This window comes from Paenibacillus sp. Y916, from assembly GCF_056786435.1.
In genome coordinates this window covers 437,416-463,447 of sequence record NZ_JBXCJA010000002.1, presented here as the reverse complement: position 1 = coordinate 463,447, position 26,032 = coordinate 437,416, and the positions used below count along the sequence as shown (strand labels likewise).

General features: G+C 40.1%; 25 protein-coding genes and 1 pseudogene. 24 read left to right on the top strand and 2 right to left on the bottom strand.

Translation table 11 applies throughout. The features are described 5' to 3' along the window. Positions 1–45 precede the first annotated feature (45 nt). Both AC1TO9_RS06295 and AC1TO9_RS06290 read right to left on the bottom strand, forming a co-directional pair. Positions 46–189: pseudogene (locus AC1TO9_RS06295) on the bottom strand (IS256 family transposase); the annotation flags it as partial. Between the two features lie 203 nt (positions 190–392). Then, positions 393–1,988, bottom strand: a complete 1,596-nt coding sequence (locus tag AC1TO9_RS06290) for a YifB family Mg chelatase-like AAA ATPase (protein ID WP_482058644.1) — start codon at positions 1,986–1,988, stop codon at positions 393–395. Positions 1,989–2,653: 665 nt separating this feature from the next. Here AC1TO9_RS06290 and sucC point away from each other — a divergent pair. From sucC to fliY, 24 genes are all read left to right on the top strand, one after another. Next, on the top strand, positions 2,654–3,814 hold the full coding sequence (gene sucC / locus AC1TO9_RS06285; protein WP_482053945.1) for an ADP-forming succinate--CoA ligase subunit beta: 1,161 nt from the start codon (positions 2,654–2,656) through the stop codon (positions 3,812–3,814). Positions 3,815–3,848: 34 nt separating this feature from the next. Continuing rightward, positions 3,849–4,778: a succinate--CoA ligase subunit alpha gene (gene sucD, locus AC1TO9_RS06280; RefSeq protein WP_482053944.1), complete on the top strand. Its 930-nt coding sequence runs from the start codon at positions 3,849–3,851 to the stop codon at positions 4,776–4,778. A 241-nt stretch (positions 4,779–5,019) separates the two neighbouring features. After that, positions 5,020–6,147, top strand: a complete 1,128-nt coding sequence (dprA, locus tag AC1TO9_RS06275) for a DNA-processing protein DprA (protein ID WP_482058643.1) — start codon at positions 5,020–5,022, stop codon at positions 6,145–6,147. A gap of 51 nt (positions 6,148–6,198) precedes the next feature. After that, on the top strand, positions 6,199–8,298 hold the full coding sequence (gene topA, locus AC1TO9_RS06270) for a type I DNA topoisomerase (protein WP_482053942.1): 2,100 nt from the start codon (positions 6,199–6,201) through the stop codon (positions 8,296–8,298). 22 nt (positions 8,299–8,320) lie between these two features. Next, entirely contained in the window at positions 8,321–9,646 is a 1,326-nt protein-coding gene (gene trmFO / locus AC1TO9_RS06265) for an FADH(2)-oxidizing methylenetetrahydrofolate--tRNA-(uracil(54)-C(5))-methyltransferase TrmFO (protein ID WP_482053941.1), read from the top strand. An 11-nt stretch (positions 9,647–9,657) separates the two neighbouring features. After that, complete coding sequence (hslV, locus tag AC1TO9_RS06260; RefSeq protein WP_482053940.1) at positions 9,658–10,200, top strand: ATP-dependent protease subunit HslV; 543 nt, start codon at positions 9,658–9,660, stop codon at positions 10,198–10,200. Positions 10,201–10,241: 41 nt separating this feature from the next. After that, a complete protein-coding gene (gene hslU / locus AC1TO9_RS06255; RefSeq protein WP_482054485.1) occupies positions 10,242–11,648 on the top strand; it encodes an ATP-dependent protease ATPase subunit HslU in 1,407 nt (468 codons plus the stop codon). A gap of 621 nt (positions 11,649–12,269) precedes the next feature. After that, positions 12,270–12,677: a flagellar basal body rod protein FlgB gene (gene flgB / locus AC1TO9_RS06250; protein WP_482053939.1), complete on the top strand. Its 408-nt coding sequence runs from the start codon at positions 12,270–12,272 to the stop codon at positions 12,675–12,677. Between the two features lie 6 nt (positions 12,678–12,683). After that, positions 12,684–13,142, top strand: a complete 459-nt coding sequence (flgC, locus tag AC1TO9_RS06245; protein WP_482053938.1) for a flagellar basal body rod protein FlgC — start codon at positions 12,684–12,686, stop codon at positions 13,140–13,142. Between the two features lie 38 nt (positions 13,143–13,180). Then, positions 13,181–13,492, top strand: a complete 312-nt coding sequence (gene fliE, locus AC1TO9_RS06240; protein ID WP_482053937.1) for a flagellar hook-basal body complex protein FliE — start codon at positions 13,181–13,183, stop codon at positions 13,490–13,492. Positions 13,493–13,526: 34 nt separating this feature from the next. Further along, the gene (gene fliF, locus AC1TO9_RS06235; protein ID WP_482053936.1) at positions 13,527–15,104 is read left to right on the top strand and encodes a flagellar basal-body MS-ring/collar protein FliF; all 1,578 of its coding nucleotides are present in this window, start codon (positions 13,527–13,529) and stop codon (positions 15,102–15,104) included. Positions 15,105–15,115: 11 nt separating this feature from the next. Then, positions 15,116–16,132 (top strand): flagellar motor switch protein FliG, encoded by a 1,017-nt coding sequence (gene fliG / locus AC1TO9_RS06230; protein WP_482053935.1) that lies wholly within the window; start codon positions 15,116–15,118, stop codon positions 16,130–16,132. Further along, positions 16,125–16,982: a FliH/SctL family protein gene (locus AC1TO9_RS06225; protein WP_482053934.1), complete on the top strand. Its 858-nt coding sequence runs from the start codon at positions 16,125–16,127 to the stop codon at positions 16,980–16,982. The genes fliG and AC1TO9_RS06225 overlap by 8 nt, the downstream gene beginning before the upstream one ends. Continuing rightward, positions 16,969–18,288 (top strand): flagellar protein export ATPase FliI, encoded by a 1,320-nt coding sequence (gene fliI / locus AC1TO9_RS06220; protein ID WP_482053933.1) that lies wholly within the window; start codon positions 16,969–16,971, stop codon positions 18,286–18,288. The genes AC1TO9_RS06225 and fliI overlap by 14 nt, the downstream gene beginning before the upstream one ends. Before the next feature lie 10 nt (positions 18,289–18,298). Continuing rightward, positions 18,299–18,742, top strand: coding sequence for a flagellar export protein FliJ (gene fliJ / locus AC1TO9_RS06215; protein WP_482053932.1), 444 nt, complete (start codon positions 18,299–18,301; stop codon positions 18,740–18,742). Positions 18,743–18,795: 53 nt separating this feature from the next. Then, on the top strand, positions 18,796–19,722 hold the full coding sequence (locus AC1TO9_RS06210; RefSeq protein WP_482053931.1) for a MotE family protein: 927 nt from the start codon (positions 18,796–18,798) through the stop codon (positions 19,720–19,722). Positions 19,723–19,764: 42 nt separating this feature from the next. Next, positions 19,765–21,198 carry a flagellar hook-length control protein FliK gene (locus AC1TO9_RS06205; RefSeq protein ID WP_482058642.1) on the top strand — a complete coding sequence of 478 codons (1,434 nt, stop codon included), beginning with the start codon at positions 19,765–19,767 and terminating at the stop codon, positions 21,196–21,198. Positions 21,199–21,216: 18 nt separating this feature from the next. Next, positions 21,217–21,756, top strand: a complete 540-nt coding sequence (locus AC1TO9_RS06200) for a flagellar hook capping FlgD N-terminal domain-containing protein (RefSeq protein WP_482053929.1) — start codon at positions 21,217–21,219, stop codon at positions 21,754–21,756. After that, on the top strand, positions 21,753–22,136 hold the full coding sequence (locus tag AC1TO9_RS06195; protein ID WP_482053928.1) for a TIGR02530 family flagellar biosynthesis protein: 384 nt from the start codon (positions 21,753–21,755) through the stop codon (positions 22,134–22,136). Before AC1TO9_RS06200 ends, AC1TO9_RS06195 begins: the two co-directional genes overlap by 4 nt. A 79-nt stretch (positions 22,137–22,215) precedes the next feature. Further along, a complete protein-coding gene (flgG, locus tag AC1TO9_RS06190; RefSeq protein ID WP_482053927.1) occupies positions 22,216–23,034 on the top strand; it encodes a flagellar basal body rod protein FlgG in 819 nt (272 codons plus the stop codon). Positions 23,035–23,090: 56 nt separating this feature from the next. Continuing rightward, positions 23,091–23,315, top strand: coding sequence for a flagellar FlbD family protein (locus tag AC1TO9_RS06185; RefSeq protein ID WP_482053926.1), 225 nt, complete (start codon positions 23,091–23,093; stop codon positions 23,313–23,315). After that, positions 23,312–23,779 (top strand): flagellar basal body-associated FliL family protein, encoded by a 468-nt coding sequence (locus AC1TO9_RS06180; RefSeq protein ID WP_482053925.1) that lies wholly within the window; start codon positions 23,312–23,314, stop codon positions 23,777–23,779. Before AC1TO9_RS06185 ends, AC1TO9_RS06180 begins: the two co-directional genes overlap by 4 nt. Positions 23,780–23,817: 38 nt before the next feature. After that, positions 23,818–24,816, top strand: a complete 999-nt coding sequence (gene fliM, locus AC1TO9_RS06175; RefSeq protein WP_482053924.1) for a flagellar motor switch protein FliM — start codon at positions 23,818–23,820, stop codon at positions 24,814–24,816. After that, positions 24,806–26,026, top strand: a complete 1,221-nt coding sequence (gene fliY, locus AC1TO9_RS06170; RefSeq protein ID WP_482053923.1) for a flagellar motor switch phosphatase FliY — start codon at positions 24,806–24,808, stop codon at positions 26,024–26,026. Before fliM ends, fliY begins: the two co-directional genes overlap by 11 nt. Positions 26,027–26,032: the final 6 nt, after the last annotated feature.

The window sequence follows — 26,032 nt, the reverse complement described above, 5'->3', positions numbered from 1 at the left end:
TGGCTCCCTCATGTTTGACCTTGAAGTGAATGGCATCTAGAAAAACAAATGAGCATCCATCTCACCTTCCAGCATCTCTTGCAACGTCTCAGCAAACAACTCTTTCAATGCATTCTGAGCATCCTGTGCTGACACCAGTTTATTCTCTTTAATAAACTCTCGTAATTGCTGTTTCGTCCATAATCCCAAGTGTTCTCCCCAACCTTTCTTATACTACTATTTTAATAGGTTTTGGAGTTTACACAATCTATTTTATAGACTCGATTATTGACAACATGTTTGACAACTACCGATATTGGTTGCACCATAATTGAATCGAATTCATAATTTCAAAGTCATACTGCACTTAGGTTTTTAGACGATACGCTGAATAGTCCATTATTCATACCCACTCACTCATCACTCTGTTGCCGATCCAAATTTCGATACTGAATCGCTTCTGCGACGTGAGAAGCTCCAATAGTACTATCACCCTCAAGATCAGCAATGGTTCTTGCTAATTTCAATATTCTGTCATGGGCTCGCATGCTGAGTCCAAGTGCCTCGATGGTCTCTTGTAGCATAGTCGCCGTTGCTGAAGAAAGAGCAGCAAAGTTGCGAAGATGCCTTCCAGATAACTCGCTATTCCAAGAGAAAGGCAAACGTTTATAGCGCTGTAGCTGTATTTGATGAGCCCTCATGACTTGCTCTTTCATTTCTTGTGAAGATAAGCTCTTAGTTTCTTTAGTCCATTCTATGGGTCGAGGGACATCGACTTGGAGGTCGATCCTATCCAGTAAAGGACCTGATATTTTCGCGCGATACTGGGCAATACGAGCGCTACTACATGAACAACGTTGTTTAGGGTGATCACTTCCAAGATATCCGCAGTGACAGGGATTCATTGAAGCTGCAAGCATGAAATGGGCTGGAAATGTATGGACAGCTCTTGCGCGACTAATCGTTACAGCGCGGTCTTCTAGAGGTTGCCTTAATACTTCTAAGACGTTACGGGAGAATTCAGGGAGCTCATCAAGAAATAGTATGCCACGGTGAGCTAGACTAACTTCTCCTGGCTTGGGAATCGTTCCTCCACCAATAAGTCCTCCTGCAGAAATAGTATGGTGCGGTGAACGGAAGGGACGTCGTTTCAATAATCCCGCTGAAGGTTCTTTTAGCTTACCGGCCGCACTGAAGATTTTTGTCGTCTCAAGGGCTTCCTGTTCTGTTAAGGCAGGCAAAATCGTAGGTAAACGTTTGATCAACATCGTTTTGCCGGTACCAGGTGGGCCAATCAGCAAAATATTATGCATGCCAGCAGCTGCAATGGTAAGTGCTCGCTTCACATGTTGTTGCCCCAACACATCGCTATAATCTTCATAACTAGTAGTCATATCATCAGAAACTGATGATATTGGCGCAAAGGAAGGTGAATAGAGAAGAAAGTCCAACGAATGAAGAATGAGAGGGGGATCGGTTTCCTTCCTCCCAACTTTAGGTTGGATACTATTGGGATATAGTAGTTCTTTTAAGTGTCCTAGTCTGAAAATTTGAATATCTGTGATCAAAGCTGCCTCAGCAGCATTCTCCAGCGGTAATAGAACAGCATTAAATCCTTCATGTTTCGCACGATCTACCATCGACAGTACACCGGATACAGGTCTTAATGATCCATCCAATGCAAGCTCTCCGATCATGAGTAACCGGAGATCAGGAGGAAGAATAATCTGACCACTAGTAACTAGAATAGTAAGTGCGATGGCCAGGTCGAATGCTGAACCTTCCTTTCGCAGATCTGCAGGAGCTAGATTGATCGTAACTCTTTGCATAGGAAATCGAAAACCACAGTTCTTAATAGATGCACGAACTCGCTCAACCGCTTCTCGGATGGCTGAGTCTGGAAGTCCAATAATAGCTGTTTGCGGTAATCCATTAGATATATCAACTTCAACTTGAATGATCACGCCATCAATTCCATATAAACATGCACTATGCATTTTTCCGTACATATTAAAAAAACACCTCTCTTCTATTATAATGGATACGATGTAGACTGTAACCCGCATTAGAAAAAAAGGTGCTTCCTTTTATAAACACATGAAATTATAAGTTTCGGATCAAGTGAACAATTACTTCAATTTTAGATGGAATAGAAGTTATTGTCAATATTAAGAAAGGTTCAACACAAACCGCCGCATCGTATAAAGCCGTCAATAGTACATCTTTTTTCTGCTTGATCTATCGATTCACTCGAGATTCCTACGATAATACATCTATTAGCCTATGAAAGGAGCGAATTCTCCTACTCTTGATTAAATACCTGCATGATTGCAGGTATCTCCGAGATATCATTGGTTTCGAAAGAAATGCCTGCACTTTCGTAGGAATATGACACTAACCTCCTATATTTTTCTAATCATTCGCAATAAGGGATGAAACCGATATCAAAAGAGTGTCTATTGGATGTGCTTATATTAAGGAAAGCGTTTTAAAAACATGGTACAATGAATTTAGTTTATAAATATTTCCAATAAAATATAAGAAGGTTCCATTTAAACTGAGACTTAACTTATATTTTTTGTAGAAATGTATACGCTCTTTTAATGAAGATAGTATATCATTTATACTCGGGAGGCTCGACTTTTTTCAGCAATGTTGATAGGAGGATTTGTTAATGAATATCCATGAATATCAAGGAAAGCAAGTGTTGAAACAGTATGGCATTTCCGTTCCAAATGGGAAAGTCGCCTACTCAGTGGAAGAAGCGGTAGAAGCTGCTATATCTTTAGGTAGCTCAGTAGTGGTTGTTAAAGCACAGATTCATGCTGGAGGTCGAGGGAAAGCTGGCGGTGTTAAAGTAGCCAAGAACCTAGATGAAGTACGTACGTATGCAGAAGAAATTCTCGGAAAAGTGTTAGTTACTCATCAGACAGGACCAGTTGGTAAAGAGGTTAAACGACTCCTAATTGAAGAAGGCTGTGATATTCGCAAAGAATATTACGTCGGTGTTGTTGTAGATAGTGCAACAGGACGAGTTATCATGATGGCATCTGAGGAGGGCGGCACTGAAATTGAAGAAGTCGCTGCGAACACCCCAGAGAAGATTTTTAAAGAATTAATTGATCCTGCTATTGGGTTACAGATGTTCCAAGCTCGCAAATTAGCATATGCGATTAACATTCCGAATGAGTTAGTAAATAAGACTGCTAAATTTATGACGGGATTGTACAATGCTTTTGTTGATAAGGATTGCTCCACAGCTGAAATAAATCCATTAGTTATTACAGGCGATGGCGATGTTATCGCTTTGGATGCGAAGATGAATTTCGATTCGAACGCATTATTTCGACATAAAGATATTCAGGAACTTCGCGATTTAGATGAAGAAGATTTGAAGGAAATTGAAGCGTCTAAATATGATCTTAGCTATATTGCTTTGGATGGTAATATCGGTTGTATGGTCAATGGTGCTGGTCTGGCTATGGCAACGATGGATATTATTAAATATTATGGTGGGGACCCGGCTAACTTCCTCGATGTTGGGGGCGGTGCCACAACTGAGAAGGTAACGGAAGCGTTTAAAATTATTTTATCCGATGAAAAAGTTAAAGGGATATTCATTAATATTTTTGGCGGTATTATGCGTTGCGATGTCATTGCAAATGGTGTCGTCGAAGCTGCCAAACAGCTTGGATTAACACGCCCGCTCGTTGTTCGATTAGAAGGTACTAATGTTGATCTTGGAAAGAAAATTTTAGCGGAGTCGGGACTTAATATCGTTGCTGCAGATTCGATGGCAGATGGCGCACAAAAGATTGTCTCGCTCGTACAATAACCACTTTTAAATCGATAGGGGATGTGAAGTAATCGTGAGCATTTTAGTCGATAAACATACCAAAGTCATTACCCAAGGTATTACGGGGGCGACAGGTCTATTCCATACCAAAGGCGCGTTGGATTATGGTACCCAAATGGTGGGTGGAGTAACTCCAGGTAAGGGTGGTACAAATGTAGATATTACATTGGAGAATGGGGAAACTGTTAGCTTACCGGTATTTAATACTGTGATTGAGGCGCAACAAGCAACAGGAGCGACAGCAAGCGTGATTTATGTTCCACCAGCTTTTGCAGCAGATTCGATCCTTGAAGCGATAGATGCGGAATTGGATCTCGTGATCTGTATTACAGAAGGTATTCCAGTGCTGGATATGGTCAAGGTCTCTCGCTATTTAGAAGGTAAGAAGACGGTATTGATCGGACCTAACTGCCCGGGTGTCATTACACCTGGTGAATGTAAAATTGGTATCATGCCTGGTTATATTCATCTTCCAGGACATGTAGGTGTCGTTTCAAGAAGTGGAACGTTGACTTATGAAGCGGTTCATCAACTTACGACTCGTGGAATCGGTCAATCCTCTGCAGTAGGAATCGGCGGAGATCCAGTGAAGGGATCTGAATTCATTGATATTTTGAATCTATTTAATGAGGATCCCAATACGTACGCTGTTATTATGATTGGTGAAATCGGTGGAACGGCTGAAGAAGAAGCAGCGGAGTGGATTCGTGAGCATATGACGAAGCCTGTAGTTGGTTTTATTGGTGGCGTAACTGCACCTCCAGGTAAACGTATGGGACATGCAGGAGCAATTATTTCTGGTGGTAAGGGGACAGCTGAGGAGAAGATTTCTAAGCTTGAAGAATGTGGTATCAAGGTTGCCCCTACGCCATCAGAAATGGGTTCTACTCTAGTAAGTGTTTTAGAAGAACATGGTATTTTAGATAAGTGCATGACACAGTAATGTCGTTTCATGTATAATAGCTGCACAAGGTAAGCAACCTTTTATTCCCTTTTGGGGAATAAAAGGTTGCTTTTTTTTCGAAATATAAGAAATTATAAGTTTCACTTGATACTCTATACCTTATATTTCCGCTGAAATGGGTATCGTCTTTGAACAAAAGGACGGCATAGCCGTTTCTACTTGTATGGATCATGTATCATTTTATTAAAGGGTATACTAACCTATTTTTGAGGAGGCAATTATGAGAACTGAGGAAGAAAGAATGATGCTTATAGCGTTACATGAATTGGATGGAGTTGGATGGAAGACCATTGAACGATTGTCGAGAAATGGGGTTTTCTCGGTTCAAATGCTGAATTATAGTCACTTGGATTGGGAGAAAACGGGATTAACGCGAGATAAGGCAGAAACGATTTTCAGACAATTGTCGAAAGAACGAATCGAAGAACGTAGAGCCCAGCGTGTAGAGCGTGGAATTGAAGTGTTAACGATATTTGATGAGCAGTATCCTTATTTATTAAAAGAAACTCATCAACCACCGTGGGTGTTATACTGTCTCGGGGAACAGAAATTACTTCATACACTTAGTATATCTATGGTAGGAACGCGTATTCCGACAGCTTATGGACGGAGGGTAGGTTCGGTTTTGGCTGAAGAGTTGTGCGCCGCAGGTGTAACGGTTATAAGTGGCATGGCTAAGGGAATAGACACGGTATGTCATGAAGCAGCATTGAAATGTGGTGGGCAAACCATTGCAGTCATGGGGACGGGAATGGATATTATTTATCCTGCGGAGAATACATCATTATTTGGGCAGATCGTTAAGCATGGATTAATTGTAACAGAATATCCTTTGGGTACCCCGTCACATCCGGGTTTATTTCCGCAACGCAATCGAATTATTGCAGGTCTGAGTGTAGGAACGCTAGTAGTTGAGGCGGATGCTCGAAGTGGATCGCTAATTACTGCAGATGCGGCAATGGATGCGGGGCGTGATGTCTACGCTGTTCCAGGACCGGTAACGTCACCTAAAAGCAAAGGTGCCCTCAATTTGATAAAGCAAGGTGCAAAGATGGTCACATGTGGAAAAGATATACTCGAGGAGTATGAATCACGTCTGTCCAAAGATAGAAACGATGACATGAAATTAAAGGGAATTATTGAAGCGAAAAGTAATCGTTTAATAAATGAGGATTTGACAACTGATGAGGTTGAACTATACCATATACTCGAGCAGGGTCCATTTACAGTGGATGAATTACTACTGCAAAGTCACTGGGTTTTTGGACATTTGCATTCAGTTCTGTTATCTTTAATCATAAAAAAGCAGATTATCCAATTGCCTGGTGCTATATATAAGATTATATAATGAAGTTATTTGAGAATTTGAAGGTTCGATTGTTTGAGAGGAGATGAACTCATGGCAGCAGATTCACTAGTTATCGTAGAGTCGCCAGCAAAGGCGAAGACGATTGGTAAATATTTAGGAAGCAAATATATTGTTAAGGCATCTATGGGTCACGTAAGAGATTTACCTAAGAGCCAAATTGGCGTTGAGGTTGAGAATAACTTTAATCCCAAATATATTACGATTCGTGGAAAAGGTTCTATATTGAAGGAATTGAAAGATGCTAGAAAAAAAGTGAAATATGTCTATCTTGCAGCCGATCCGGATCGCGAAGGTGAAGCGATTGCTTGGCATTTGGCACAAGCGCTTGATGTTGATTTAACTGGAGATTGCCGCGTAGTGTTTAATGAGATTACGAAGCAGGCTGTCAAAGATGCTTTTAAAACACCGCGTAAAATTAATATGGATCTCGTCAATGCGCAACAAGCTCGGAGAATTCTAGATCGATTAGTAGGTTACAAAATAAGCCCCCTATTATGGAAGAAAGTCAAAAAGGGTTTATCTGCAGGACGTGTCCAATCTGTTGCAGTTAAGATTATTATGGATCGCGAGAATGAGATTGATGCCTTTGTTCCAGAAGAATACTGGAGCATTACTGCACAGTTGGCTAAGGGAGACACAACGTTCGAAGCGAAATTCCATCGACTTCATGGTGAGAAGAAGGATCTATCCTGTGAGGCAGATGTGCAGGAAGTATTGAAAGAAATTAAAGGTGCTTCTTATAAGGTTAGTGAAGTTAGGGAGAAAGAGCGTCAGCGTCATCCGTCCGCTCCCTTTACGACGAGTTCATTGCAACAAGAAGCTGCAAGAAAACTTAATTTTCGTGCAGCGAAGACGATGTCAGTAGCTCAGCAACTTTATGAGGGTGTTGAATTAGGTAAAGAAGGTACAGTCGGTCTTATCACTTATATGCGTACAGATTCAACACGTATTGCGGCGTCCGCAGCTGAAGAAATTAAGGAACTGATTGGGAGTAAATATGGGGAAGCTTTTGTACCAGAAGCACCACGTCAATTCTCCAAGAAAGCGGCTAATGCGCAAGATGCTCACGAAGCTGTTCGTCCTACATCCATTCTTAGAGAACCAGACAGTGTGAAGCCATTTCTAAGTCGTGATCAATTACGTCTTTATAAGCTAGTATGGGAGCGTGCTATTGCCAGTCAGATGGCATCAGCAATACTGGATACGCTTTCCGTAGATATTGCCGTAGGTAAAGCGACATTCCGAGCTGTCGGTTCTAAGGTGCGTTTCCCTGGTTTTATGAAAGTGTACGTAGAAGGTAATGATGATGGGACGACGGATGATGATAAGTTCTTGCCTGCCCTTGAACCTGGAGATAAGTTAACTAAGAAAGATGTCGAACCGAAGCAACATTTTACGCAACCACCACCACGATATACGGAAGCTCGTCTAGTAAAGACGCTTGAAGAGCTAGGTATAGGGCGTCCGAGTACATATGCGCCTACGTTGGAGACGATTCAAAAGCGTGGATACATCGCGATGGAAGAAAAGAAATTTATGCCGACTGAGCTGGGTGAGCTTATAATCGAGCAAATGGAGCAATTTTTCCCTGAAATTCTAGATGTAGAATTTACAGCCCATATGGAGGATGACTTAGATCACGTAGGTGAAGGTGCGAAAGAATGGGTTAAAGTACTTGCTGATTTCTATGAGTCTTTCGAGAGACGCCTTATCGTAGCTGAAGAAGAAATGAAAGAGATTGAAATTGAAGACGAAGTTTCCGATGAGATTTGTGAAAAATGCGGGAAGTTTCTGGTGTATAAGATAGGTAGATTTGGTAAGTTTCTAGCATGCGCCGGATTCCCGGATTGTCGAAATACGAAACCTATCATTAAGGATATTGGCGTTAGTTGTCCTAAATGTAAGGAAGGTCATGTCGTAGAAAGACGTAGCAAGAAAGGACGGATATTCTTCGGGTGTGATAAATATCCAGAGTGTGACTTTGTGTCATGGAATCGCCCATCATTGAAGCCATGTCCGAAGTGTGATTCCTTAATGGTTGAGAAACGTAATAAACAAGGAAATAAACTTCAATGTACAGCATGTGATCATGTTGAATTGGTTGAAGATAATGATGATACAGAAGATTGATCAATTGCAGGGGGTAGTGAAGTTGAAAGAACCACAAAGAGTAACTGTAATAGGTGCAGGACTTGCGGGAAGTGAAGCGGCTTGGCAAATAGCTAGCCGTGGAGTACCTGTCAGATTATATGAAATGCGACCTGTAGTGAAGACTCCGGCCCATCATACGAATCAATTCGCTGAATTAGTATGTAGTAATTCTTTGCGGGCGAATGGTTTGAGTAATGCCGTAGGTGTCTTGAAAGAAGAAATGAGAATGATGAATTCACTGATTATGGGATCAGCAGATAGAAACGCGGTACCAGCGGGCGGAGCGCTTGCTGTAGATCGTGATGGATTCTCAGGTGAAATAACGACGACACTTCATAATCATCCTTTAATAGAAGTGATTAATGAGGAGATTACACATATACCTGATTCAGAGATCGTTGTGATTGCGACAGGGCCACTTACCTCTCCGGCATTATCTGCGCAGATCCGTGAGTTAATGGGTGAGGAATATTTCTACTTCTATGATGCTGCTGCTCCAATTATAGAGAAAGACTCCATTAACATGGATAAAGTATATTTGGCCTCTCGTTACGATAAAGGGGAAGCGGCATACTTGAATTGTCCGATGAATGAAGAGGAGTTCAATGCATTCTATGATGCATTGATAACGGCGGAAGTAGCTGAACTCAAAGAATTCGAGAAAGAAATATATTTCGATGGTTGTATGCCAATTGAAGTGATGATGGCACGCGGCAGACAAACAGCTCTGTTTGGCCCGATGAAGCCTGTCGGCTTGGTGAATCCACACACAGGAACCCTTCCGTATGCTGTTGTTCAATTGCGACAGGATAATGCAGCAGGCACTTTATATAACATGGTTGGATTTCAGACGCATCTTAAATGGGGCGAGCAAAAACGTGTGTTTGGTATGATTCCTGGGCTTGAGAACTTAGATATTGTAAGATACGGTGTTATGCATCGTAATACATTTATTAATTCACCTAGATTACTTCAACCTACCTATCAATTGAAAGACAATGAGAATCTCTTCTTTGCCGGTCAGATGACAGGAGTCGAAGGTTATGTTGAATCAGCGGCATCGGGTCTTATAGCGGGCATTAACGCCGCGAGAATGGCTCTTGGTGAGGAATGTCTAGTATTCCCTCCATTGAGTACACTAGGTAGTATGTCGCAGTATATTACGACAGCAGATTCTAAACATTTTCAACCGATGAATGCTAACTTTGGACTTTTGCCTAGCTTAGAGAAGAAGATCCGTAACAAGAAAGAGAAGAATGAAGCTCTAGCTGAAAGGGCTCTCGAGAGTATTCGTGCTTTCAAGTCAGAGACGAATGTAGATAATTAGGAGGTCAAAGGATGGATCTATCATTTCATGCGACAACGATTTGCGCAGTGCGACATGATGGTAAAGCAGCCATAGCCGGTGACGGTCAGGTTACCTTCGGTGAGAGTGTCATTATGAAGACGACAGCTAAAAAAGTTCGACGATTATATCGTGGAGAGGTCATTGCAGGGTTTGCTGGTTCAGTAGCTGATGCGATAACATTGTTTGAAAAGTTTGAAAGTAAGCTTGAAGAACATCACGGGAATCTTCAACGTGCCGCTGTTGAGCTGGCCAAGGATTGGCGTCAAGATCGAATTCTCCGTAAGCTAGAAGCTCTCATGATTGTTCTGAACAAAGATGGGATGTTACTCATTTCTGGTGGTGGAGAAATCATTGAACCAGATGATGATGTGATTGCTATTGGATCAGGTGGCAATTTTGCATTAGCTGCAGGTAGAGCACTTAAAAGACATTCACCTCAACTGGAAGCTAAGGATATTGCAAGAGAGGCTTTACAAATTGCATCTGAAATTTGTGTGTATACGAACGGGAATATTGTGGTGGAAGAATTATAGGATTGTACGTGTTAATACACTATAGCGTGGAGGAAACTATGATGAGTAATCAATCTTTGACGCCCAGACAAATTGTAGCTGAATTGGATAAATACATTATCGGACAAAAGCAAGCTAAGAAGTCAGTAGCTGTAGCACTTCGTAACCGGTATAGACGTAATAAGCTTCCAGAACATATAAGAGATGAGATTGTCCCAAAGAACATCTTGATGATAGGTCCTACGGGTGTGGGTAAGACAGAAATTGCAAGAAGACTTGCGAAATTGGTCAACGCTCCCTTTGTGAAGATTGAAGCAACGAAGTTCACAGAAGTTGGATACGTTGGGCGTGACGTTGAGTCGATGGTACGGGATTTAGTCGAAATATCTATTCGCATGGTCAAGTTGGAACGTACGGAGAAAGTCCATGAACAAGCTGTAGAATTGGCTAATGAGCGTATTATAGAGATGATTGTTCCATCCAGTACAACAGGTACTAAGAATCAGGGAAATCCGTTTGAAATGCTTTTTGGCGGGAATAACAGTAATCAACAGACTCCTCCGGAAGAGAAAGAACAGGATAGTAGCATCATTGAGCGTAGGAGAAAAGTTAAATTTGATTTGTTATCAGGTAATCTAGAGAACGATAACATTGAAATTGATGTCGAGGATGCTAGTTCGCCTATGATGGACCTATTTGCTGGACAAGGTAATGAGCAGATGGGAATGAATATGCAAGAAATGTTTGGTAATCTTCTTCCGCGGAAAACGAAGAAACGGAAACTTCCGATTAAAGATGCACGCGAGGTGCTTATTCAGGAAGAGGCAGCCAAACTTATTGATATGGACGATATGATATCAGAATCAATTCAACGTGCTGAGCAATCAGGGATTATATTTATTGATGAAATTGATAAAGTGGCAAGTACAGGTAAGGGCAGCGGACCGGATGTATCACGAGAAGGTGTTCAGCGTGATATTCTTCCGATAGTTGAAGGGTCTACGATCATGACAAAGTATGGTCCTGTAAAAACGGATTTTGTTTTGTTTATTGCGGCAGGAGCCTTTCATATGGCTAAACCTTCAGATTTAATCCCGGAGCTACAAGGTCGCTTTCCAATACGTGTTGAATTGAATAGCTTAACTTTAGAAGATTTCGTATCTATTCTAACAGAACCAGAGAATGCTCTGACGAAGCAATATGTTCAATTGCTAAAGACAGAGGACATAGAACTTCAATTTGATCCAGCCGCTATTCGTGTCATTGCAGAGATGGCAGCAACAGTCAATCAGAATACGGAGAACATTGGTGCAAGAAGACTTCATACTATTCTAGAGAAGTTGTTGGAGGATTTATCCTTTGAGGCTCCTGAGCTAACTCTAGAGAGCATGACGATCACCGCTGAATACGTACGTGAGAAGTTAGCTAATATAGCTCAAGATCGTGATTTGAGCCAGTATATATTGTAGATAAATCAAAAGAGCAAGACTCGTTTTTTTACGAGTCTTGCTCTTTTTTTACAGTTCAATAGATAGTTACACTTTGTCGAACTAGAGCGAGATGTTCTATCTTGGTAAAGGTAATATTGTAAAATATCTAATTTGATGAAATCACATTTACTAACGTTGTGGATTTCATACATTTATCTAAATGATAGTATATAGGTCGAAAGTTTCATTTGCAATCATATTTAAATGTTAATAATTTATGTAAATGTTACGAAATTAAATTCGAATCGGGATTAATCAGCAAGATCCCGGTTTAAAACCCCTTTCGTTGACCGATATTGATCATAAACTTTTTTTGTTATATTAAATATAAGATAATAGTCCTTCATTTATAGAAAAATAGGGCTTTTTTCTTATTGTAATAATGCATAAAATTTAAGAAAATGAGCCTATACGACAAAATGTTTGATGAATTGCAAATGCCGATAAAGCATTAGGATTTAAAAGAAGGTTTAAAAGAATTTTGTCGAAAAAAAGGGATTTGTATCTCTTTGTAGAAATACTATCTTTAACAACGTTAAAAAGGTCAACTGAGTATTTAAAGAAAAATTAAAAACAGAAATTCGAAAGAGAGGGTCAGAATTGAATCTGTTAAATGGTGCAACTTTTCAAAAGTTACAAGGCGCATTAGATGCAGCAAATACAAGACAACAAGTAATTTCTAATAATATTGCTAACGCAGAAACGCCCTATTTCAAACGTTCTGTAGTTTCGTTTGAAAGTCTACTACAACAAGAAATGAATGAAGAAATGCGAACTCTTAAAGGGAATAGGACTGACTCACGTCATTTTACGATTGGACCTATTACGGAAATGCCATCGTCAGTTGTTACTATGGATTCTTCGACGGTGATGAATAATAATTTAAACAATGTTGATGTAGAACTGGAAATGTCACTATTAGCAGATAACCAACTTCGTTACAATTCTTACATATCACTAGTTAATAATAAAATGAAAATGATGCGTACTGCAGTGCAAGGGAGCTAATAGATTATGACTCTAAGTAATAGTTTTGGAATAAGTGCAACTGCGTTGACTGCACAAAGACTGCGGATGGATATTATTTCATCTAATATTGCGAATGCAGGAACAACAAGAGCAAGTGTGGTTAATGGGGAAGTAGTGCCTTACCGACGGAAAATGGTTGTGTTTTCACCGAATGAAACGAATTTTTCCAAAATGCTTCAATCTCAAATGAGCGGAAACTCTTCGAAAGGTATTGGTTCTGGTGTTAGAGTGAAATCTATTGAAGAAGATAGTGCTCCGTTAAAGCCCGTATACAACCCTACGCATCAGGATGCTAATGCCGAAGGGTATGTTATGATGCCGAATGTTGACATGAATAAGGAAATGGTCGATATGATTTCAGCCTCGCGTTCTTATGAAGCTAATATTACAGCTCTTAACGCATCTAAATCCATGATTATGAAAGCGTTGGAGATTGGACGGTAGTGGCAAGAGTTAATTAGATATGTAAAGGAGGGAATTGAATGATTCAAAACATGATGTTCAATACAGAACTAGTTAAACCGTTGCAGATGCCAAACAATATAGGAAAAGAATCTGCCACACCAATAGAATCACTTAGTAATTTCGGGGCTTACTTAGAAAATGCAATTCAACAAGTGTCAAATCAAGAGGTCGATGCAAGTGTTATGAGTGAGAAACTGTTACTTGGACAAGCAAATGTTGATGAAGTCCTGATCACTGCCGAACAAGCTTTATTGAGTTTACAGTTGACTGCACAAGTTCGAAATAAAGTGATTGAGGCGTATCAAGAGATTATGAGAATACAATTATAGAGAATTCTAGCTAAGCTTCGGGTGGGGTGACAATGTGAATGAGAGAATTACCGGGTATAAGGATAAAGTTACCCAGTATTGGAATCAATTCAGTAAAAATCAGAAAATAATATTTGGATCTACACTATCACTTATCATTATTTCTACTATTATTATAACGATGATGTTATCAAAGACAGAATATGAAGTAGCATTTAAAGATTTGAATGCAGCTGATGCGGCAGGTATTATGACCTATTTGGAAGAAAGTAATATCTCTTATAAATTAAGTCCTGATGGAAAAAGTGTGTCCGTACCAAGCACACAGGCTGCGCGTGCGAAAGTAGATGTGGGGTCTCAGGGCATTATTGAGAATGGCTCAATAGGTTACAAAATTTTTGAGCAAAGTTCATCTGCAATCGGAATGACAGACAGTGAATTTAATGTGAAGTATAATAACGCTTTGAACGGTGAAGTAGAACAACTATTGACAAGAATGAATGGTATTAGAGATGCTAAAGTACTCGTCAGTTTGCCAGAAGAAAGTGTCTTTGCAAGTACAGGGAATGAAGATAAAGCATCAGCTTCAGCCGTATTGGAGTTCAAGATGGGATATAGTCCTAAACAAGAAGCCATTGACGGTTACTATAATCTGATGAAGACAGCTATCCCAAATCTCCCGATTGAGAACATCACTATCCTAAATGGTGATGTTGAGTTGATCTCAACGGTGAAGGGTGGGGAAGGTGGTCTAACATCAGTATTGGAAGCTAACTTCGCGTTGCAAAAAAGGTTTGAAAATGAAGTTCGTCAAAATGTGAAGAAATTTCTAACCCAATTTACTGGTGAGGGCAAGGTAGAAGTCCTTGTAGCTTCCAAGCTCAATTTTGATAAAATTCAAAGTAACGAAAAGATGGTTACACCCGTAAATCAAGAAGACATGAAGGGTATAGAAATCAGCGTACAGAAGATATCGAAAAATTATTCGGGTACCAGTGCTCAAGATAGTGGTGTGGTTGGAACTGGACCGGAAGAGATTCCAGGATATCCAAGTAGTACCGATTCGGGTAGTACAACCTCTGAAGAACTATCAGAAACAGTGAATTATGATGTTAACCGGATTACAAGAGATATTATATCAAGCCCCTACTCTGTAAAGGATTTAACCATAAATGTAGCAGTGGAACCACCTACGGGACAGAATAGTTTGGATGAAGCTACGCAAGATGCGATAAAGAATGTTCTGGTTAATATTGTGAGAGCCTCTGTTGCGGATTCTGGTATTACATATACAGACGCTGACTTAGATAAAAAAGTTTCGGTCTATGCTCAAAATTATAATATTGTTGATACTAGTAAATCAGGAATAAGTCTTTCCAGCGGTCTTTTGTGGGGGATTGGGCTAGCAGTCTTAGCTTTGTTAGGAGTAGGTGGATATTTCATATTCCGTCGTCGTAAACAAAATGAGGAATTCGATGAGGATGTTCCATTGCAAGTTCCTACGGAGTTTCCTTCTATTAATTTGGAAAGTTTGAATAATGAAAGTCAAGTGCGTAAACAGCTCGAAACGCTGGCGAAAAAGAAACCAGACGAATTCGTCAACTTGCTGCGTACATGGCTGGCTGACGAATAGAGGTGGGTTTATTGGCAAAGTCAAATCATCAAGGGTTGAGTGGTCGTCAGAAAGCGGCGATTCTACTCATCACCCTAGGGCCTGAAGTTTCTGCACAAATATTCAAACATCTACGCGATGAAGAGATTGAACAATTAACTCTTGAAATTGCTAATGTGCGAACAGTAGATAGCTCAGAAAAAGATACGATCATGGCTGAATTTCATCAAATCTGTATAGCGCAAGAGTATATCTCGCAAGGTGGTATTAACTACGCAAGAGAGATTTTAGAAAAGGCTCTTGGACCACAAAAGGCACTTGAGGTTATTGGTCGATTGACAGCCACTCTTCAAGTAAGACCTTTCGATTTTGCACGTAAAGCGGATCCGAATCAGATATTGAACTTTTTACAAAATGAAAATGCACAGACGATTGCCCTGGTACTTTCATATTTACAATTCGAGCAATCGGCAGTAATCCTGTCATCGTTACCTCAGGAGAAACAAGCAGATGTAGCTCGAAGAATTGCAGTTATGGATAGTACATCTCCTGAAGTTCTTTATCAAGTAGAAAGAGTTCTTGAACAGAAACTTTCATCAACAGTGACACAGGACTTCACCAATGCGGGTGGTCTTGAGTCTATCGTTCAAATCCTAAATGGAGTTGATCGGGGTACTGAGCGTACAATTCTGGATGCATTGGAAATTCAGGATCCAGAATTGGCAGAGGATATCAAGAAGCGGATGTTTGTGTTTGAGGATATCGTGAATATTGATAATAGATCCATTCAACGGATTATTAGAGATATTGAGAATGCAGATCTTCAACTTGCGCTCAAAGTGGCAAGTGATGAAGTTCGTGATGTTGTTTTCCGTAATATGTCCAAACGTATGTCCGAATCTTTTAAAGAAGAAATGGAATTCATGGGTCCTGTAAGACTACGTGATGTCGAAGAAGCGCAGACACGTATTGTCGGTACGATACGCAGATTGGAAGAAGCCGGTGAAATAATAATTGCTCGCGGTGGAGGAGATGACATCATTGTCTAATTTGATCAAACATTCCCAGTATATACCTGTGGAAGTGTTGAAGGAATTGGATTTGTCTAAACATTACAACACTAGTGAGCTGGAAACGGAATTGGAGATCGAAGAAGTCCTCGTTGAAAATGAAGAGGTTACTATTCGGATTGACGAAGAAACAGAAAGACTGAAGACAGAAATACTTCAAGATGCTAAGGAATTTGCAGAACGGCAAATTCGTGAATCATCACAGGAATCGGAACAACTGTTATCGAAAGCTACAGAAACTATCGACCAATGGTGGCATGAACGTCGAGAACAAGATGAACATTTAACAGAAGCCATTAAATCGGAAGCTTATGAGCAAGGTCACAGCGAGGGACGTATCAAGGCAGAAGAAGAGCTTCAGAAGAAGATAGAAGAAATGATGCTTGAAGCTCAGGCTGTGCTGGAAGAAGCTTACCGTGTTAAGAATGAGATTATTCAAGAGGCGGAGCCTTTCTTGGTAGAACTAAGCACTGCAATTGCTGAAAAAGTTATTGAGAAGCAGTTGACAATCGAGAGTGAATTTATGATTGATTTGATCAAAAGAAACTTAGCGAGGAAAAGAGAACAAGGAGTTATCACTTTATGTGTTTCTCCAGTTCATTATGAGTTTGTACAAGCAGCTAGAGAAGAGCTGTGTCTATCGATTGATTCACAGGCAGAACTGAAAATATTACCTGATGCTACTGTGAATGATGGCGGATGTGTCATCCGGTCATCACTCGGAAGTATTGACGCGCGAATTGATACACAGCTAGTCGAAATTAAGAAAGAACTGATTCGTATAGCTCTAGATAATGATGATCGGAGAAATCAGGATGAAAGTGCTTGATAGTCAGCGTTATTTGGATCATCTGGATCATTTAGATCCCGTGAGAGTTAATGGGAAAGTGACACAAGTGATCGGGTTGATGGTTGAGTCGGAAGGTCCAGATGCGAACATCGGAGATGTCTGCTACATCTACCCTAGTAAAAGCACCAAGCCACTCCAAGCTGAAGTGGTAGGGTTTCGGGATAACAAGGTGCTGTTGATGCCACTTGGAGACCTTCAGTCTATTGGGCCAGGTTGTGATGTGGTAGGTACAGGGAAGCCACTAAGTGTGCAAGTAGGGTCTGAATTACTAGGGAAAGTATTGGATGGATTAGGTCAACCCTTAGATGGGTCTCTGATCCCAACAAGAATGGCCTTCAGTTCAACGTTTAGACCTCCTTCGAATCCATTGAATCGACCCAGAGTGCTTGAACCCATTAGTATTGGGGTGAGAGCTATTGATGGATTGCTTTCAATCGGGAAAGGGCAACGGGTTGGTATCTTTGCTGGTTCAGGTGTGGGTAAGAGTACATTAATGGGAATGATTGCCCGGAATACTTCTGCTGATGTTAATGTCATTGCACTAATTGGTGAGCGTGGTCGAGAAGTTCTCGATTTCATAGAACGTGATCTAGGCCCTGAGGGATTGAAGCGCTCTGTGGTTATTGTAGCTACATCCGATCAGCCTGCATTAATTAGAATCAAAGGTGCACTTATTGCAACGACGATCGCAGAATATTTCCGTGATCGTGGGATGAATGTCATGTTAATGATGGATTCAGTTACTCGCTATGCGATGGCGCAGCGTGAGGTCGGACTCGCCGTTGGTGAACCGCCTGCTATGAGAGGTTATACACCATCCGTCTTTGCTAATCTTCCCAAACTGTTAGAAAGAGCAGGGACGGGTCCTACTGGCTCTATAACGGCTTTTTATACCGTATTGGTTGACGGTGACGACATGAATGAGCCCATTGCGGATGCGGTCCGAGGTATTCTAGACGGACATATTGTGTTAAACAGAAATATTGCTAATAAAGGTCATTTCCCGGCGATTGATATTCTAGCGAGCATCAGTAGGGTGATGAAAGATATTTCATCAGATGAACATACTGAAGCTGCTGAGAACTTAAAACGACTGCTCGCTGTATATACGGAATCTGAGGATTTAATTAATATTGGTGCATACCATCGTGGATCAAATGATAGTATTGACGAATCTATTGACTTCATTCAGAATATCTGGGACTTTAGTAGGCAAAAGGTAAATGAGAAAGTATCATTTCAGGAAGTGAAGGAACGCTTGATTTCTGAATTTTCGAGGAGATGAATGATAAAGCATGAGATTTCATTATGCATTTCAGAATATTGTGAACTTGAAAGGGAACGAGAAGACACAAGCAGAATGGATATTGTCCAATGCCATTGCTAAACTACAGGAAGAAGAGAACTTCTTACAAGAATTCGAAAATATGAGGATTGAAATGACGAATCAACTTCAATTGGAGATTGAGAATTCCGCTCCTGTTGTAAAAGTACAAGCTATTCAAACGTACGTAGAGCATCTAGAACAATGTATTATTAGAAAGCATGTGGATGTTCGAAAAGCGAATGTGGTAGTGCGAAAAAGTCAAAGTCATTTAACAGATAAGATGTTGGATGAAAAAGTATGGATGAAATCTCGTGAGAAAGCAAAGGACAAATTTCAACATGAGACGTTACTCCGGGAACAAAATGAACTTGATGAAATAGCAACTGTAAGGTTTGTTATGAATCTTAGATAGAAACTTAATCGGGAGAATGTACAAATGTCTTGCCCCTTAGGGAGGGAATAAAAGTGGCACGTAATGATAATGACTTTGAGGACGAAAAGGAATCAGCAGGCGGATTTGAGCGGTTTTTAATGTTAATTATCCCTATTATTTTCACCATTGTTCTCGTAGGCGTATTACTTATTCTTTTTAATATGGATATACGTAATTCAGTTCTAGAATTCGCTAATAAAGTTCCAATCGTACAGAAATGGGTACCTGAACCTAATCTAGATCCGGAAAAGACGAAGCTACAAGAGAGCAAAGAAGAGATGAAAAGTGTGGAAGCTACACTAAAGGAACTAAAGAACCAGCTAGTTGCTAAAGAAACTGAATTAGAGCAAGAACGTGAAATTAAAGCTCAACAGGAAGCTCAATTGAAGGATTTAGAGACGAAGCTAGAAAGTTTGGAACAGGAAGATGTCGAAGTGATCCCTGAAGAAGATCTCGATGCTGAGTACCAGAAACAGATTGATGACCTTGCCAAATTGTATGCCAATATGAGTCCTAGTAAAGCAGCGCCAATCTTGCAGAATATGACGTTGGAAGAAACAGTACTATTGTTTAATTCAATGAAAAATGATAGTAGAATGGCAATACTTGAAAAAATGGATCCAAAGGTAGCGGCTGAAGTAACGATGTTAATGAAGGATACAAAATCAGCTCTTGATCTGCAGATCGCAGCATTGCAATCGCGTTTGAAGAAGGAGGACACAACGACTGTTCCAACTCCAACGAACTTGAATAAGAATCAATTGAGTCAGACTTTTGCCAATATGACACCGAAAAGTGCTGCCGATCTTCTCTTTCAGACTTATAAGATTAGTCCAGATAAGACACTGGAGATTTTAAGATCAGTAACGGATGCAACTCGTTCATCATTACTTGGACAAATGTCATCCATCGATCCATCTACGACGGCGATCATACTTAATAAACTTATGAGTAAATAATTTGAAGTTTAATAGATATGACGTGGAGGGAGGTGAAAATAAATGACGTTAATATTTCATAACATGGCTATGAATAATGCGAGTTCAACTAAGGGCGCAACGACAGGTGGAAAAGTGTCTAGTGATTCTACTGTAAATATGGTTGAGGGTTCTAGTGCACCAGTAGAGCAATCCTTCTCATACATTATGGGAGAGGGGACAGCTCCAAAAACGACACATACTCTCTCAGATGTAGCTTCATTGTTAGAAGGTCTTCAGCAGAATGTGTCTGCACAGGGAACTACAGTGACGGAAGCGGACTTGCTTAATCAACTTCTACAAGGATTTACTGATGAAATCACCAAAGTAGATGAGGCGATCGAAGTAGATCCATCGTTGATGCTGTTGCTTAAAGACTGGTTGCAGCAAGTGAATACATTGTTGGGTTCGGGTGAGGCTGAGAATAGTGAGACAGAGCAGAGTGTATTATTGTCTAGCATGCTTGCAGAGCAACCAGATACGATCAGATTTGCAGTGCAAGATGCAGTGAATCAATTAATATCTATGTTGCCACAGAATGATGCTACAAGCCTTTCTTCTAGTCCGCAAGCTATTCAATTGTTGGCTTCAGTTCATAACCTATTGCAACAAGTAGAACAGAATAAACCACAGACAGCCATTATTCCAACTGAAGTTACGGATAAGGAAAGTGCGAAGGCATTTGCCCTATTACAATCCAATGCTAATAAAGTAACTCAAGCTGATGGTTCAACGATTCTAAACAAAGGTGAAATGGTTGTTAATTCTAATGCTTCTCAGGTGTCTACACCAATGAAATTAGATCAACTCATTCAAACGCTACATGGAACAGCATCGAACCAAAGCGATGAAGTTGTTGCTAGTACGGTGCAGAAGTCTGCTACTACTGAGACAGCTGAATTCTCGCCAGATCAAGGGATATTAACAGCTGGGGAGCTATTGATGAGAGAAGGAATCAAGAATCCATTAAAGGCAGCTCCAGTCCCTGTTGAGAAATTTCCTGAAGAAGTGACCAAGCTTCTAGTTAGTAAATTGGATATTGTGAAGCTGAATGGCATGACTGAAGCGAGAATATCTCTTTATCCAGAGCATTTGGGGCAAGTTGATATTAAAATTACGATGTCGAATGGTCAATTGATTGCAACCTTTATGACTGAACATGCTGGAGCCAAGGGATTACTTGAACAGCAAATGTCACAACTCCGCACAGTACTACAATCTCAAGGCTTACAAGTTGAGAGACTGGAGGTGACGCAGAATCAATCCCTTCAATCACATATGTATCAAGAAGGTCGCCAACCAAGTGCAGGTCAGCAACAATCGAATCAAAGATCTAAAGAGCGGGAAGACCAAAGTGATGATTCATTAGCGATCGCTGAACTGACTGAAGAAATGAATGATTGGTTATCAGAACAAGTTAATATTGAACATGGAAATACATTTACAGCGAAAGCATAAAGAAAAGGGGGTGAACTCGTGGCTTCGGAAATTATAGGAACCAACAATATTTGGCCAAATTATTCTGCCAGTAATGTTAAAACGGCAAGTGCAAAAGATACTTCCACAATGGGTAAGGACCAATTTCTAAAGATCATGATTACGCAACTCCAGAATCAAGATCCGATGCAACCCTTAGAAGATAAGGAGTTTATAGCTCAGATGGCGCAGTTTACGTCCGTTGAACAGTTGATGAATATCTCGGGTCAACTAACTACTTTGAATCAATCATTAGGCAGTGTTTCAGGGCTGATTGGTAAAGAAATAAGTTGGATTGATTCAACGGATAATAGTACATCGGAAATCTTAACAGGCACCGTAAATTCTATTGTTATTCGTGATGGTGTTCAATATGCAACGGTTGGACAGATAGCTGTTCCAGTAAATCTAATTCTTGAAATTGGAAATCCTGTTGCAAATGAAAATCCACCTGTAACAGAACCAGATGAGAATGAGGATTCTCCTGCAATTGAGCCAGAACCAGAAGTAGAGCCAGAAGTGAATGAGGAAATCATATGAATGAACGGCTGATAATTGGCCAGCTGTTTCCTACCCCAGTAAATTCTACTTCCAATGCTAGAAATGTACGTCACTCACAGGGGGCAGTGAATAGTACCTCATTTGATCAATTGTTACAGCAAAATATGCTCAAGTTCAGTAATCATGCTGTAAAGCGCTTAGAGCAAAGGGGTATTGATATTCCTAAAGAACAGCTGTCACGCATATCAGATGCAGTTGATCAGGCCGCAGCAAAAGGTAGTAAAGAATCGCTTATATTATTGAACGATATGGCATTGATTGTGAATATCAAGAATCGTACTGTTGTTACAGCAATGGACGGTGGATCAATGAAGGATAATGTATTTACGAATATTGATAGTGCAATCATCGTTTCATAACTGGCTGGCCCGAATCGGAAGCCAGTGGACTATTGATCGATTGATATAGTCCATGTAATTAATAAGGGGGAATAGTGAAATGTTAAGATCTATGTACTCAGGGGTTTCTGGTATGAAGGGGTTTCAAACGAAACTAGACGTAATTGGTAACAATATTGCCAACGTCAATACGATTGGATTTAAGTCAGGTCGCGTGATGTTCAAAGATATTATGAGCCAAACGGTTTCAGGTGTAACACCTCCTACTGATGGTACACAAGGTGGAGTGAATGCTAAGCAGATCGGTCTAGGTGTATCGATTGGATCCATTGATACTTTGCATTTAGCTGGTAGTGCTATGACAACAAATCAACCAACAGATTTACGGATTGATGGAGATGGATTCTTCCTAGTAAGTATGGGGGATGAACAAGAGGTTCCCTTTTTGACACGCGCAGGTGACTTTCATATCGATGCACTTCGTAATCTGGTGACATCAGATGGATTGTTCGTGCTTGATACAGGGGGGGCACCTATTACATTAGAAGATGATGTTACTTCGTTCTCAATTGCACAAGATGGTACTATTATTCAGAAGATGGGTGATGGAACGACAGAACCAGGGGCGCAACTTGGCATAGCTAAAATAATTAACCCTGAGGGTCTCGAGAAAATTGGAGGGAACTTGTACCGAGTGACCTTAAATGCAAACCCGGATGGTGAATTTGAATTGTTTGCAGCTAATGATGTGGAGGTAGGGACAGGAGCTATTATATCTGGACAATTGGAAATGTCAAACGTTGATCTCACAGGTGAGTTCACGGAAATGATTGTTGCACAACGTGGTTTCCAAGCCAACTCCCGTATTATAACTACATCAGATGAAATCCTTCAAGAAGTTGTGAATTTGAAACGCTAATGATATAGCGGGAGGAGAGCGTGTCTCTTCTCCCGGATTTTCATAGGAGGCTTACGATGATCTCTCTTACAAGGATAAATGGTTCTGAAATGTGGCTAAATGCTCTTCTCATTGAAATGGTAGAAGAAACACCTGATACTTACATCACATTAGTTACAGGAAAAAGATTAATCGTGCTTGAAAAGGCTGCTGTAGTAATCTCGCTTGTAAAACAATATACACAAGAGATTGGTATGAATAATGCAACTATTAAAGTGGTACATACGGAGGAATCCCCATGAAAAAGATAATGCCTTGGCTGATTACGATTCTATTAGCTATAACATTAATTGTATTAGCCGCTTTCTTGCTATTCAATAATTTGTTTAGTAATCCAAATGACAATGTTAGCAAAACCGTAAATGCTGTTCAAATGAGAGGTTTGACTGCGGATCAAATGGTTGAAATGACCTCGGAAATAACTGGTATCAAGACAAATTTAGAGGATCTTGATTATATCGTAATGATGAATTTTGCGTTTCAATTGGATAGTAAGAAGTCTAAAGAGGAATTTGACAAAATTAAAGAAATTAGAGTTAAGCCAATTATTCTCAAAATACTTGCTGATACAAAACCAGATGATCTTAAAGGTGCGAATGGTAAAGATCAATTGAGCGCAAAATTGATCAATTTGATTAATGAGGGCTTAACTAGAGGACAATTGATGCAAATTGAGATCACAGATTTTATGTTAGCACCGATGTAAAAAGTAAAAATGGACTAAATTGTTAGGGGGTGAGATGATTGGTAGATGTATTATCACAAAATGAGATTGACGCCCTACTCGCGGCACTATCTTCTGGGGAAATGGATGCGGAAGAACTCAAAAAAGAAGAATCCCAGAAAAAAATTCGTTCATATGATTTTAAAAGAGCCGTACGTTTCTCTAAAGATCATATTCGAAGCTTAACTCGTATTCATGAGAATTTCGCTAGATATTTAACAACGTATTTTTCAGCACAGTTAAGAACTTTTGTGCAAATAAACGTCGTTCAGGTAGAACAGCTTCCTTATGATGAGTTTATTCGCTCTATACCTAAAATGACGATACTTAATATTTTTGAGGCAGAACCACTTAAAGGTAGAATGGTCATGGAAGTGCATCCGAACGTGGCTTATGCTATGTTAGATCGATTGCTTGGTGGTATAGGGAATGCACCAGCTAAGATGAACTCACTCACAGAGATAGAAACGACGATTATGGAGCGGATTTTTGGTAGAGCTTTTGAAAGTCTGCAAGAAGCATGGAAGACAGTCTTAGATATTTCACCTCGTATGGAGGCTATGGAGACTAATCCACAATTTATGCAAATTGTCTCACCGAATGAAACGATTGCTTTAATCTCTTTAAGTACTAAAATTGGAGATACGACAGGGATGATAAACATCTGTATACCACATGTCGTTCTAGAGCCCATTATGTCTAAACTATCTGCACATCAATGGTTTGTGTCTGAAAAGAAAGAAAGTGAACCACTTGAAGTGGAAGCTTTACAGCAACATGTTAAGCATACGCAGTTAAAGATTGTTGCTGAGCTCGGAGAATCGAAATTGTCTGTATCTGAATTTCTAGGATTAACGGTAGGAGATGTCATCAATCTTAACAATTCAGTTAATTCAGGGTTAGCGATTAAAATTGGAGAAATATTAAAGTTTACCGGCAGTCCAGGAACGATAAAGGATCGCATAGCTGTACAGATTGATGAAATTGTTAGTGAAGGAGTTGAAGGACATGACTGGTAAAGATTATTTAACCCAAGAAGAAATTGATGCATTACTAAGGCAGTCAGACTCAGATGATTCTACGGGGAATAAAATAGAGACTGTAGATGACTATTTAACACCACTTGAACAAGATGCATTGGGTGAAATTGGTAACATTACTTTTGGTAGTGCTGCGACGGCCCTTTCAACATTGTTAGGAAAAAAAGTAGATATTACAACGCCGACAGTAGCAATCATTACCCGAAGTCAATTCGAAGATGAATTCCCGAAACCGCATGTTGCTGTCCATGTGACATACGTGGACGGATTTGAAGGGATTAATTCACTTGTCATAAAGACAAGAGATGCACAAGTTATTGCAGATCTAATGCTTGGTGGCGAAGGCGATTCGAAAGAAGAAGAATTGAATGAGATTCATATTAGTGCGGTTCAGGAAGCTATGAATCAGATGATGGGTTCATCGGCAACTTCGATGTCAACACTATTTAATCGCTTTGTTAATATTTCACCTCCTGGAATTGATATATTAAATATAGCTAACGGTGAAGGAGTTGCTAATCTTCCTTCCGAGGAAACGTTGATTAAAATATCATTTCGATTAACCATTGGTGATTTAATTGATTCAACGATTATGCAGCTACTTCCGGTTCATTTTGCTAAAGATATGGTGAGAATTTTACTTAATGGTGCAGATGAACATATAGAGACTGTAGCAGCTCCTATTCAACCTCCTGTGGCACAACCAGCATTAAATATACCACCACCGCCACAGAGTAGCCCTAGCACTCAACAAGGCGTGGGGAACGCTGGGTATGCTCAGCAACAGGGTATGCCTGGGTACGATCTGAATCAACAATTCCAGAATGCTCCATCACAACCGCAGCATTACGGAGCACCTAATCGTAATTTAAATGTTCAGTCTGTGCAGTTTGCTAATTTGCAGTCAGCTCCATATCAGCAAGTGGATCAAAATAATTTAGAATTATTAATGGACGTACCACTCAAAGTTACCGTAGAATTAGGCAGGACCCATAAACAAATAAAAGATATTCTTGAATTATCGCAAGGATCGATCATCGAACTAGACAAACTTGCAGGCGAACCAGTTGATATTCTTGTGAATAACAAAATGGTAGCTAAAGGAGAAGTTGTTGTCATCGATGAAAACTTCGGTGTGAGAGTAATAGAAATAGTTAGTCAATGGGATCGTCTACAGAGAATACAATAAGGTGTA